This window comes from Pseudarthrobacter chlorophenolicus A6, assembly GCF_000022025.1.
GTDB classification, from domain to species: domain Bacteria; phylum Actinomycetota; class Actinomycetes; order Actinomycetales; family Micrococcaceae; genus Arthrobacter; species Arthrobacter chlorophenolicus.
This window is the reverse complement of the sequence record NC_011886.1, coordinates 2,030,838-2,042,355: the sequence shown is the minus strand read 5'-3', so window position 1 is coordinate 2,042,355 and position 11,518 is coordinate 2,030,838. Positions and strand designations below refer to the sequence as shown.

General features: G+C 66.1%; 11 protein-coding genes. 3 read left to right on the top strand and 8 right to left on the bottom strand.

Going from position 1 to position 11,518, the window contains the following annotated elements; translation table 11 throughout:
- Nucleotides 1-30: 30 nt before the first annotated feature.
- Together ACHL_RS09100 and ACHL_RS09095 are read left to right on the top strand one after the other, a co-directional pair.
- Nucleotides 31-732, top strand: coding sequence for an IMPACT family protein (locus tag ACHL_RS09100; protein WP_015937002.1), 702 nt, complete (start codon nucleotides 31-33; stop codon nucleotides 730-732).
- Nucleotides 716-1,246, top strand: coding sequence for a GNAT family N-acetyltransferase (locus ACHL_RS09095; RefSeq protein ID WP_015937001.1), 531 nt, complete (start codon nucleotides 716-718; stop codon nucleotides 1,244-1,246). Before ACHL_RS09100 ends, ACHL_RS09095 begins: the two co-directional genes overlap by 17 nt.
- Before the next feature lie 190 nt (nucleotides 1,247-1,436).
- Here the strand turns inward: ACHL_RS09095 and rpsA are convergent, their stop codons facing one another.
- From rpsA to polA, 3 genes are all read right to left on the bottom strand, one after another.
- On the bottom strand, nucleotides 1,437-2,912 hold the full coding sequence (rpsA, locus tag ACHL_RS09090; RefSeq protein ID WP_015937000.1) for a 30S ribosomal protein S1: 1,476 nt from the start codon (nucleotides 2,910-2,912) through the stop codon (nucleotides 1,437-1,439).
- Between the two features lie 287 nt (nucleotides 2,913-3,199).
- A complete protein-coding gene (locus tag ACHL_RS09085) occupies nucleotides 3,200-4,489 on the bottom strand; it encodes a GNAT family N-acetyltransferase (protein WP_043793903.1) in 1,290 nt (429 codons plus the stop codon).
- 87 nt (nucleotides 4,490-4,576) lie between these two features.
- A complete protein-coding gene (gene polA / locus ACHL_RS09080; protein WP_043794606.1) occupies nucleotides 4,577-7,219 on the bottom strand; it encodes a DNA polymerase I in 2,643 nt (880 codons plus the stop codon).
- 184 nt (nucleotides 7,220-7,403) lie between these two features.
- On the opposite strand from polA, the gene ACHL_RS09075 reads away from it, so the two are divergent.
- A complete protein-coding gene (locus ACHL_RS09075; protein WP_015936997.1) occupies nucleotides 7,404-7,871 on the top strand; it encodes a hotdog fold thioesterase in 468 nt (155 codons plus the stop codon).
- A 17-nt stretch (nucleotides 7,872-7,888) separates the two neighbouring features.
- On the opposite strand, the gene ACHL_RS09070 is transcribed toward ACHL_RS09075, so the two are convergent.
- The 5 genes from ACHL_RS09070 to ACHL_RS09050 all read right to left on the bottom strand — a co-directional run bounded on the left by ACHL_RS09070 (nucleotide 7,889) and on the right by ACHL_RS09050 (nucleotide 11,396).
- Nucleotides 7,889-8,440 carry a dihydrofolate reductase family protein gene (locus ACHL_RS09070; RefSeq protein WP_015936996.1) on the bottom strand — a complete coding sequence of 184 codons (552 nt, stop codon included), beginning with the start codon at nucleotides 8,438-8,440 and terminating at the stop codon, nucleotides 7,889-7,891.
- Nucleotides 8,441-8,500: 60 nt separating this feature from the next.
- Entirely contained in the window at nucleotides 8,501-8,722 is a 222-nt protein-coding gene (locus tag ACHL_RS09065) for a hypothetical protein (protein WP_015936995.1), read from the bottom strand.
- On the bottom strand, nucleotides 8,719-10,038 hold the full coding sequence (locus ACHL_RS09060; RefSeq protein ID WP_043793899.1) for an inorganic phosphate transporter: 1,320 nt from the start codon (nucleotides 10,036-10,038) through the stop codon (nucleotides 8,719-8,721). Before ACHL_RS09060 ends, ACHL_RS09065 begins: the two co-directional genes overlap by 4 nt.
- A gap of 152 nt (nucleotides 10,039-10,190) precedes the next feature.
- Nucleotides 10,191-10,697: an HAD domain-containing protein gene (locus ACHL_RS09055; RefSeq protein ID WP_015936993.1), complete on the bottom strand. Its 507-nt coding sequence runs from the start codon at nucleotides 10,695-10,697 to the stop codon at nucleotides 10,191-10,193.
- An 18-nt stretch (nucleotides 10,698-10,715) separates the two neighbouring features.
- A complete protein-coding gene (locus ACHL_RS09050) occupies nucleotides 10,716-11,396 on the bottom strand; it encodes a hypothetical protein (protein WP_015936992.1) in 681 nt (226 codons plus the stop codon).
- Nucleotides 11,397-11,518 lie beyond the last annotated feature (122 nt).

Below are 11,518 nucleotides of genomic sequence, written 5' to 3'. Positions count from 1 at the left end.
GCGGCCTTCAGCTGCAGTTAGACTGGGCCGGTGGTGGAAGCAGCGGAGCCCGGGAACAGCAGGGCCACGGCCTACACCACCCTGTTGGGCGGAGACGATTTCCGGCACGAACTGGAGATCAAGCGCTCCCGGTTCATCACGGTGCTGCGCCGTTCGGCCAGCGAAGATGAGGCACGATCACTGGTGGCCGACCTCCGCCGCGAGTTCCACGACGCCAGGCACCACTGTTCCGCGTTCGTGATCGGCCCCGACCGGGAAATCCAGCGCTCCAGTGACGACGGCGAACCATCCGGAACCGCCGGCATCCCGATGCTGGAAGCCCTCACCAAGAAGGAAACGACGCCCGGGGCCACGGACCTCAGCGACGTCAGCGCCGTCGTCGTCCGCTATTTTGGTGGCATCCTGCTGGGCGCGGGCGGCCTGGTGCGTGCCTACTCGGAGTCTGTGTCCTCAGCGCTGGCCCTGGCGCCGCTGGTGCGGCGCAGCCGACTCCGGATCTGTGCCATCCCCGTGCCGCACGGCGTTGCCGGTCGCCTGGAGAACGATCTCCGTGCCGGCGGTTTCACCATGGCTGAGACCAGCTATGGAGGCAGCCACACGGTGCTGCGCATCGCCGTGCCGGACACCGGCGCTGAAGTCTCGGCCGCGGCCGAGCGGGTGCTGGGCCTGACCGCCGGATCCGCCACGCTGGCCCCTGAAGGAACGGAGTGGATTGATGTGCCCAACGCCTGAAACGCCGCACTGCCCCGGCGTGACGCTGGTGGACGTCGATGAGCTGGTGCTGGAACAGCTGCTGTCGCTTGCCCACCGGGATGCGTCCCCGGACGAGGTGGCTCCCCCCTTGGGCGGGCCCGGCTGGAACCCGGAACGTACGGCGTGGTTCCGCAACTACCACCGCGAAGCCGCGGCCGGACTGGACGGCGAGGCCGGTGAGAAGAGCTGGGCCGTGTTCAGCGCCGGCCACGCCGCAGGGTCCGTGCGCCTCAAACGGGTTGCACCGGCGGAGGTCCCCACGGCAGAGACCGGCATCTGGCTGGGACGGAGTTTCCGGTCCCGGGGCGTCGGCACCGCTGCGCTGGAACTGGTCCTTGAGTACGCCCGCCGCGCGGGACTCTCCCGGGTCACCGCCCGGACGCTGGCCGGAAACCGGGCCGCCCAGCGGCTGCTGGCCTCAGCTGGGTGCCGCCTCACGCCCGACGACGACGGAACGGTCCTCGCCGTCGTCGACCTCTCATCTAACAAGTAGTGAGCGGCATTCCCGGCCTCAAATGCGTCACTTACGGGCGCCGGTTGGCCACCCGTCAGCGGGATTGCAGGGAACACCGCGCTCCGGGAAGCTAAAAGTTACGCATTTCGGTCAGCCTCGGCTTTAAACAACAGACCCCCCGCCGTGTGGCAGGGGGTCTGTTGTGTCAGCCCCGAAGGGCCGGTGGCAATTAGTTGCCGGTCAGCTTCTCGCGCAGGGCAGCAAGTGCCTCGTCCGAAGCCAGGGTGCCGGCACCGGAATCGGTGGCAGCGGGCTCCGAGGAGTAGCTGGTGGCACCCGAATCGCTGTCACCGGACGTTGCTGCTGCAGCGTCGTCGGCGGCGTGCTGGGTGACCTGCTTCTTGTGGGCTTCCCAACGGGTCTGGGCGTCAGCGTACTGCTGCTCCCAGGCGGCGCGCTGGTTCTCGTAGCCTTCAAGCCACTCGTTGGACTCGGGATCGAAGCCCTCGGGGTACTTGTAGTTGCCCTCTTCGTCGTACTCTGCGGCCATGCCGTACAGAGCGGGATCGAATTCGGTGCTGTCGGCGTCGACGCCCTCGTTGGCCTGCTTGAGGGACAGCGAGATGCGGCGGCGTTCCAGGTCGATGTCGATGACCTTGACGAACAGTTCGTCGCCAACGGAGACAACCTGCTCAGCCAGCTCAACGTGGCGCACAGCGAGCTCGGAGATGTGGACCAGGCCTTCGATGCCGTCTTCGACGCGTACGAACGCACCGAACGGAACCAGCTTGGTGACCTTACCCGGAACAACCTGGCCGAGGGCGTGGGTGCGGGCGAAGGTCTGCCACGGATCTTCCTGCGTAGCCTTGAGCGACAGGGAGACGCGCTCGCGGTCCAGGTCGACCTCGAGGACCTCGACGGTGACTTCCTGGCCAACTTCGACAACCTCGGACGGGTGGTCGATGTGCTTCCAGGACAGCTCGGAAACGTGAACGAGGCCGTCTACGCCGCCCAGGTCCACGAATGCACCGAAGTTGACGATGGAGGAAACGACGCCGGGACGGACCTGGCCCTTTTCCAGCTTGTTGAGGAACGTGGAGCGGACCTCGGACTGGGTCTGCTCGAGCCATGCACGGCGGGACAGCACCACGTTGTTGCGGTTCTTGTCCAGCTCGATGATCTTGGCTTCGATCTGCTGGCCAATGTACGGAGCAAGGTCGCGCACACGGCGCATCTCGACGAGGGATGCGGGCAGGAAGCCGCGCAGGCCGATGTCGAGGATAAGACCACCCTTGACAACCTCGATGACGGTACCGGTGACGACACCGTCTTCTTCCTTGACCTTCTCGATGTCGCCCCAGGCACGCTCGTACTGAGCACGCTTCTTGGAGAGGATCAGACGGCCTTCTTTGTCTTCCTTGGTGAGCACCAGGGCTTCGACCTGATCGCCAACGGAGACGACGTCTCCGGGATCAACGTCGTGCTTGATGGACAGCTCGCGGGAGGGGATGACACCTTCGGTCTTGTAACCGATGTCGAGCAGGACTTCGTCGCGGTCGACCTTGACGACGGTACCTTCGACGAGGTCTCCGTCGTTGAAGTACTTGATGGTCGCGTCGACTGCGGCGAGGAAGTCCTCAGCGGTACCGATGTCGTTAATGGCGACTACGGGGGTACCGGGCTTCTCGGTGGAGGTGATGGTCATGTAGTAGGGGCTCCGTTGTGGATAGTTAGTCGGTCAGGCCAACCGGCGTGCCCGCGTCATGGAACGCAGGCGCGATTTGCGGGAAATCCGACGGAATCCCCGGGTCATCCTGATTTTATGGATTGGTGTACTGAGATGTTTTATCACCACAGAAGCGTGCACGTGGTACACGCCCGTTTATTCTAGTCGCAGCGCGCAACACGGGTCAAAAGCAGCAGCCCGCCGTATCCCCTTTAACGACCCGCCCCCGGCGATCCGCCTTGCTGCAAAGCGGACGGCAGAAACTGTCAAAAGTGTGTGAGGCAGTGGGTTGCACGCTCAACGGCGAACATCTGCTTGGCTTTGAGCGCGGCCCCCTGTGCAGCCTCGCGGATTTTGCCGGCTGCCTTCAGCGTCACCGGGCACACACCGCCCAGGTAGATCGAGGACAAGGCGGAGACGTCCAGTTCGAGGTCGGCGGCCGTTTCGTCCGGGACGCGTTCGACGCCGGCCTGGCCGCCGTCGATATTAAGGGCAAAGGTTCCGCCGGTGAGGCCCAGATTGTCCCCGACGGCGAGGACCAGCTTGCCGTCGGCCTGGTAGTGCCTGGCGGCCAGCGCCGCGGGCACGTCGAGGAGCCGCAGCCACAGCATGTCGCGGCTGTCCGAGGCGTCAATGCAGCGCGGGTCCACCAACGCCCAGGCCAGCGGGTCATCCACCGGCGCCTCGTTCCAGGAAACCCGCTCCACGAGGTCGATGGCCGCAAGGTACTCCCAAAGCTCAAGGTAGGCGTGGTCCGTGGCTGCCACGAGATCCACCACTTCAACCGTGTAGGGCTCGGTTTCCCAGCCGAGGAACTTGTAGGAGACGTAGCCGTCCACGCCGCCGTCGGCAGCATAGTGGAGCGCCACCTTGATGGCCGGGTCCTCCTTGCCGTCGCGTCCCAGGGAACCGGAGGCCAGCTGCCGGTACCAGTCCTGCCGGCCGATGGAACCAGGCGTGTTGCGGTGGACGCGGTTGAAGACGGCCGGGGCCACGTCCAGCAGCACCTTGGGGTCGGCGACATCGATGGTCCCGGTGGCCTGGTGCGCCAGCTTGAACCGCGCGGTGGTGTCCACCTTGACGGAGCGCTCAAGGCTGGCCACGCCGTAGCCGAACCGCCCGTAGATGGATCCTTCGGAGGCGGTCAGCGCGGCGACAGCTATGCCGTCGTCCTTGGCGCCCTGCAGGTCCTCGGTCATCATGCGGCGCAGCAGCCCGCGCCGGCGGTGCGAGGTGCGGACGGTCACGGCCGTGACCAGCTGGGCTTCGAGCATGCGGCCGAAGCCGATGTTCAGGGTCTTCCGGAACGTTCCGAACGTGGCCACCGGGACCTCTGCCGGCAGCGACGACGGCGCCACCGGACCGGTCTGGTAAGCACCGGTGAAGATGCGGCCGTCCACTTCGTAGGTGGCGAGCGAACGCTCGCGGTGCTCGGGGGTCCGGGTGGACTCATGGAACCCGAAACCTACGGCCTGTGCCCAGGTTTCGGCTTCTGCATACCCGGCCTTCCCCTTGGATACTGCAGGGAAGCGCCGGATGTCATAGTTTCCGCTCAAATCAGCCACAAGGGAGAGCGTAACCAATGCATCCGGCGCCTGACCAGCGCAGACACGCCCGGGCCCAGGCGGTCCTGCGCACGCAGCCTAGTGGCCGGCGTCGTACCAGGAGGGCCCGACGCCGATCTGGACTTCCAGCGGGACGCTGAGGTCCGCGGCGGCGGCCATCTGCTCGGTGACCAGCGCTTCCACGGCGGCACGTTCGCCCGGCGCCACCTCGAGGACGAGTTCGTCGTGGACCTGCAGCAGCATCCGCGATTTGAGTCCCTGTGCCTGCAGTTCGGCGTGCACTCCGAGCATGGCCCGCTTGATGATGTCCGCCGCAGATCCCTGGATGGGGCTGTTGAGCGCAATGCGTTCGGCGTTCTCACGGAGCTGGCGGTCCGTGCTGGTGAGGTCCGGCAGGTAGCGGCGGCGGCCCTCGATGGTGGACGTGTAGCCGTCCACGCGTGCCTGGTCCACCACGCCGCGAAGGTAGTCGCGGACGGCGCCGAACCGGTCGAAGTAGTCCTTCATGAGGGTGCGGGCCTCGTCCACGGAAATTTCGAGCTGCTTGGACAGCCCAAAGGATGTCAGTCCGTACGCCAGGCCATAGGACATGGCCTTGACCTTGGACCGCATGGCGCTGGTGACCTGGTCCGTGGGCACGTGGAAGATGTTGGACCCGACGAACCGGTGCAGGTCCTCGCCGTCCTTGTACGCCTGGATCAGGCCGGCGTCGCCGGACAGGTGGGCCATGATCCGCATTTCGATCTGCGAGTAGTCCGCGGACAGCAGGCACTCGTAGCCGTCGCTGACCACGAAGATGCCGCGGACGCGCCGGCCTTCCTCGCTGCGGATGGGGATGTTCTGCAGGTTGGGGTTGTTGGACGAGATCCGGCCGGTGGCTGCCACGTTCTGGGCATAGGTGGTGTGGATCCGGCCGTCTTCGGCTACCGACTTCTTGAGGGACTCGATCATCTGGCGCAGCTTGGCGGCTTCGCGGTGGGCCATGAGCTGGACCAGGAACTCGTGGCCTGTTTTTTCCAGGAGGTTCTTCAGCGACGCGGCATCGGTGGTGTACCCGGATTTGATCTTCTTGGTTTTGGGCAGCTGCAGTTCCTCGAACAGGACCGTCTGCAGCTGCTTCGGGGAACCAAGGTTGACCTCGTGCCCGATCGCCGCGAAGGCCTGCTCCTGCGCCTGGTCGATCACCCTGGCGAGGTCGGCGAGCTGTTCATCCATGCGGTCCAGGTCGATCCCGATCCCGGCCAGCTCCATGTCCGCGAGGACGCGGCTCACCGGCAGTTCCAGCGTGGACAGGAGCTCCTCGGCCCGGCGTTCCTTCAGCTCGGTTTCGAAGAACCGGCTCAGGGCGGAGACGACGGCGGCGGCTTGGACAAGTGCCTCGGCCGCGGCGGTGTCGTTGCCGTCGAAGGACAGCTCCAGCTGGCCTGCCTTGGCGGTGGCTGCCGGCATCCCGACGTTGAGGTGGTGCTGGGCCAGTTCGGCGAGCTCGTAGGTGCGCCGGTCCGGCTGGATGAGGTAGCCCGAGATGGAGGTGTCGTCCACCACGCCTTCGAGCTCCAGCCCGCGGGCGGTGAGTGCCTTCAGCGCGGCCTTGAACCCGTGCAGGACTTTGGGCGATTCGGGGTCGCGGAGCCAGGTGGCCAGCGCATTTTCGGTGTCTGCGTCCAGCGCGGTGAGGTCCAGGTACACGGCGGCATCCGCACGCAGGATGGCCAGGCCGGCGGCGTCTTCGCCAATGCGTCCCGGGACGAGGTCGACGGCGAGGGCTGAGCGCTGCCCGGCTCCACCGGCCAGGAACGAGGCCAGTTCGTCCGCGGTGGTTGGAACGGTGTAGGCCGGCGCTTCGATGCTTTCGCGCTCGGCGGCGGGGGCGTCGTCGTTGCCGTAGAGCGCGAAGAGCCGGCTGCGGATGGTCTTGAATTCGAGTTCATCGAAGAGGTCTTCGAGAGCGGCCTGGTCAGGCCGGGGCTCGTACAGGTCATCCAGGGTGACCGGCAGTTCCAGGTCAGTGTGCAGCTGGTTGAGGCGCCGGTTCCGCTTGACGTTGTCCACGTTTTCGCGAAGCGAGTCCCCCACCTTCCCGCCGATGGAGTCGAGGTGTTCCAGGACTCCTTCGAGCCCGCCGTAGAGGTTGATCCACTTGGCCGCCGTCTTGGGACCGACGCCGGGCACACCGGGGAGGTTGTCCGCGGTCTCGCCCACCAGTGCGGCGAGGTCCGAGTAGCGGGACGGCGGGACGAAGTACTTCGCCTCGATGGCCGCGGCGTCCATCCGCGGGATATCGCTCACGCCCTTCTTCGGGTAAAGCACGAAAACGTTGTCGGTGATGAGCTGGAACGCATCGCGGTCACCGGATACCAGCAGCACCTCGTGGCCGGCCTTCTCGCCCATCGCCGCGAGGGTGGCCAGGATGTCGTCGGCCTCATAGCCGGGCATCTTGATGGTCTTGATGCCCCAGGCTTCCATCACCTGGCCGATGAGGTCGATCTGGCCGCTCATCTCCCGCGGCGTTTCGTTCCTGCCGCCCTTGTATTCGCTGTACTCGGCCTTGCGGTGGGTCGATTCGTCGGAGACGTCGAAGGCCACGGCAATGTGGGTGGGCTGCTGCTCCTTGATGAGGTTGATCAGCATGGACGTGAAGCCGTGGATGGCGTTGGTGTGCTGGCCGTTGGACGTGGAGAACTTGTCTGCAGGCAGGGCAAAGAACGCGCGGAATGCCATGGAATGTCCGTCGAGGACCAGGAGCCGGGGCTGGCCGGTCATCGGAACGACAGGGGCGGCAGTGGCTGAAACCGACTCACCGGCTGAGGGGGCCGCGTCCTGGGCGGCGGCGCCCTGCGGAAGTACTGGGGATGGAAGAGGGGCCGGTTTGGTTGTTTCACTCACAGGTGCCAGCCTAGTTGGCATGATAGACAATTTCACGCCCAGCCCCTTTGCGGCCGAGCTGACAGGCGCCGGCGTCCCTGAGCACCTGCACGGCTGGCTGGGACAGTTCGGCATCGGCGCGCTGGTGGTGAAAATGGGGATCCGGTTCCTCGAAATGAGCCCGGAACGGACAGTCGCCACGATGCCGGTGGAAGGGAACACGCAGGTGGCGGGGATTCTGCACGGCGGCGCCCACGTGGTCCTCGCCGAAACCCTTGGCTCGTTTTCGGCCGCCATGCACGCCGGTCCGAACCGGCACGCCGTGGGAATCGAGGTAAACGCCACGCACCACCGGTCCATCGCGAAGGGCCTGGTGACCGGCACCTGCACCGCCATTCACCTGGGCGGCACGCTGACCACCCATGAAATCGTGATGACCGACGAGCAGGGCCGCAGGCTCTCCACCGCCCGGATCACCAGCATGCTCCGCGACAACAACCGCGCTTAGGGCAGCCCTGGTGCCGCTCAGGCGGCGCCGCTGTTGAGCAGGTACCGGGACTCAATGATGCCCCTGCCCAGGGTGCGGGAGGCAGTCAGCTCAAGAGGCGGCGTCGGGCCCTCGATGGGCAACAGGCGCTTGCCGTCGCCCAGGATCACCGGGATAACGGAGAGGATGATCTCATCCAGGAGGCCTGCGGCAGCGAACTGGGCGGCCAGGTTGCCGCCACCAACCACCCAGATGTTCCGGCCCGCCGCGTCCGCGCGGAAGTCATCGGCGAACTCGGTGACGCTGCCCCGCACGAACGTGATGTCGGAGCCCGGCGGTGCCGCGTGTTCGTGGTGGGTGAAGACGTAGCAGGGAGTGGACGGATACGGCCATTTGCCGGGTTCATGTTCCATCAGCCAGGCGTAAGTCTCACCGCCCATGACTATGCACCCAACGTCCGCCATGAACGACTCGTAGCTTTCGCTGCCGCCTTCGAAGCCGTCGAACTGCAGGAGCCAGCCGAGATCATCCCCTGTGGTGGCGATGAAACCGTCCAGGGAGGCCGCTACAAAATACTGTATGCGTGGCATGGGCCAAGCCTAGCTAACGCCGATGGGCATGCCCAGCGCCCCACGAGGGGGGCTGAGCGGCTACTTGGAGAAGTACGGAATGATCAGGTAGAGCCCGAAAAGGACCGCGGCACCGCAGAGGCCAAAGCAGACGTAGGCGAGGGACCGCTTCAGCCCGGGAGAGGGCTGGGAGGCGTCGGCAGCGATGGCCGTCAGCCGCACACCCAGGGCGTACAGCGTCACCACCGTGGAAGCGGCAACGAGGGTGGCGCCGGCAACTGTCAGGAGTTCCAACCACTTCATCGCTGCGTTTCCTTCGAGTTGGTTGCGTCGGCGTCGGCCGGGGCCTGTGTCTCTGCCGCTGCGTGCGGCGTGGACGGCGTCTTGGTGTTTGCCTTGGCACTGGCGTCGGCTTTCGCCTTAGCCTTGGCTTCGGCCCGGGCCCGCGCCATGGCCTTCTTCTTGGCGAAGCGGACGGCCTGCCCGGCTTCCTCGACCTCCACGGCGTTGTGGTGGCCCACGGCCGACTTGCGTGAGTAGAAGAACATGAACAGGACGGCACCGGTCCCGGCGATCGCCGCAATGAGGACTCCCACCACGCCGGTGTTCACGAGCAGGGCAGTCAGCGCGCCGACGATGCCGGCGGCCGGAAGGGTGAACAGCCAGCCAACGGCGATCTTGCCCACCATGTTCCAGCGGACGGTGGTGCCCTTGCGGCCCATTCCCGAGCCGATGACGGAGCCGGAGGCCACCTGCGTGGTGGACAGCGCGAAGCCCAGGTGCGATGAAGCCAGGATGGCTGACGCGGTGCTGGTCTCGGCGGCGAAGCCCTGGGCGGGCTTGACCTCGGTGAGGCCGGATCCCATGGTGCGGATGATGCGCCAGCCGCCGGAGTATGTGCCGATGGCGATGGCGAACGCGCAGGCGGCGATGACCCAGAACTGGGGTCCGGTGCCGGGAGCCTGGGTGCCGGCCGCGATGAGGACCAGGGTGATGATGCCCATGGTCTTCTGGGCGTCGTTGGTGCCGTGCGCCAGCGCCACGAGGCTGGAGGTGAAGATCTGCCCGGTGCGGAAACCGCCACGCTTTTGCGTCAGCTTGCTGCCGGTCTCAGGATCGTGCCGCGAGGTCAGTGCGTAGGCGAGGCGGGTGCACACATAGGCCACCAGCCCGGCGATGAGGGGTGCGAAGATGGCCGGCAGGATGACCTTCTGCATGAGGGTTTCCAGGTTGACGGAGCCGAAGCCGATGCCCGCGATGGCTGCGCCGATCAGGCCGCCGAACAGGGCGTGCGAGGAGCTGGACGGCAGTCCCTTGAGCCAGGTGATCATGTTCCAGAGGATGGCGCCCATCAGGCCCGCGAAGATGATCTCCGGAGTGATCTGGACGCCGTCGGTGCCTTCGCGGATGATGCCGCCGGAAACCGTCTTCGCCACCTCCGTGGAGAGGAACGCACCCACCAGGTTGAGGAGGGCGGCCAGTGTCACCGCGGTCTTCGGCTTGATGGCACCCGTGGCGATGGGTGTTGCCATGGCGTTCGCGGTGTCGTGGAAGCCGTTCGTGAAGTCAAAAAATAGAGCCAGTGCAATGACCAGCGCCACCATGAAGGTGATGTCCACCTGTTGCCCAATCTGCAGAGTTGGTGTTCAGCAGTTTCCGTACCCCGGCTGCCCTGCACAGCATAATTCACCGGATGTTCGTGGGGAATGTCCTGTGCTGCTAACCAAACCGGTGCGAAACCCTATCGATCGTACGCGTCCGTGGCAGCAGGTCAAAACAGCGATCCGGCCAGGAAAGTTTGGACGGACGCCAGTTCGGCGGGCGAGATTCCGCGCCGGGGATCAGGGGAAACGGCAAGCATCCGGCGGCCCAGCAGCCGCACCCACGACTGCGCTTCGGCTTCGTAGCCGAGCTGGTCGTCGATCCACACGGCGGCGTCAGGCGCGGTGGCTTCCAGATGGTCCATGATGGCCAGGAGTTTCCACCATCCCTCCCCCGTCCCCGCTCCGGCGGCGGTGAGATACGGCCAGTCTTGGCCGTCGAGGCCGATGGCCTGGCAGAGGTACTGGGGGGCAAGTTCCTCCCAGCTGGTGAGCCAGACGCAGTGGACGCCCTCGGTGCGGGCGATGCTGTTGAGCCCGGTGACCAGCTCAGCGGCATAGGCCACGGGCAGCAGACCGGCGTCGGCCCGCCGCCACGCAGTACCCCACCCGGTGGTTCCGTCCGGCCCGAAAGGGCAGATGACGCCGTCGACGTCGATATACAGCGTGCGTGCCACGGTGTCCGTCCGCGCGGGTCAGCCGGGCCGGTCCGACTGACTGCGGCCGGTGTCCAGCCCGGGCGCAGCGAGCCTCTCCAGCGCGGCGATGGTCACGTCGGGCAGGACGATCAGTCCGTCCAGTTCCCGCCGCGCCCGTTTGTAGGCGGCCTGGCGCTCCGCCGGGGTGGCGGCCGAGTTCTCGGCAATCATCAGCAGCTTCCTGGCAGTGGCCAGCCGCTCACGTTCGGGCCCGGAAAATTTGCTGTCACGGATCCGGCGGGCTTCCCGCTCCGCCACGTCCAGGGCAACGGCAAAGGCGTTGACTGCCGTGCGGTAGGCGTCCAGCTGGGCCGGCGATAAGTCTGCGGCCGAGTGGGGACGCTGGCCGTCAGCGTCGCGCTTGGCCCGAAGGAAAGCAACGGTCAGGGGTTCACGCACGTCAGTCATGAGTGGAAAGTCGATGAGCTTGCCTACGTCGAGTTCGTATTCGAGCCAGCGCCGGTTGGTGGCGTCATGCGTGGCGGTCAGCGCCTCCACCTCGGCCAGCGAAGCCTTCCCGGACTCCCGGGCCTGGTTCTTCAAGGTAAGCAGTTCCACCTTGCGCCGATGCCGCCGTTCACTGGCCTTGCGCCACGAATTGGCATAGTGGCCGGCGAAAGCGGTCAGCGGAAAGACCAGCCACCATTTATCGGAGAGGAAATCAAAGAGGGGCTCCACTGAACCATCCTCGCAGGCGGCACCGGCAGCCTCAAGGCTCCGGCCCGCCGTGGGCAGCGACCGCCGGCAAACCGAAGATCCGGTACGTGGCCGGGTTCGGTGCCCGGCCCCCCATCGCGGCC

Excerpts from the sequence above, each read along its gene's own strand:
- ACHL_RS09095 (WP_015937001.1), top strand. The coding sequence starts at position 716 with ATGTGCCCAACGCCTGAAACGCCGCACTGCCCCGGCGTGACGCTGGTG.
- rpsA (WP_015937000.1), bottom strand. The coding sequence starts at position 2,912 with ATGACCATCACCTCCACCGAGAAGCCCGGTACCCCCGTAGTCGCCATT.
- polA (WP_043794606.1), bottom strand. The coding sequence starts at position 7,219 with ATGGCATTCCGCGCGTTCTTTGCCCTGCCTGCAGACAAGTTCTCCACG.
- ACHL_RS09075 (WP_015936997.1), top strand. The coding sequence starts at position 7,404 with ATGATAGACAATTTCACGCCCAGCCCCTTTGCGGCCGAGCTGACAGGC.
- ACHL_RS09070 (WP_015936996.1), bottom strand. The coding sequence starts at position 8,440 with ATGCCACGCATACAGTATTTTGTAGCGGCCTCCCTGGACGGTTTCATC.
- ACHL_RS09065 (WP_015936995.1), bottom strand. The coding sequence starts at position 8,722 with ATGAAGTGGTTGGAACTCCTGACAGTTGCCGGCGCCACCCTCGTTGCC.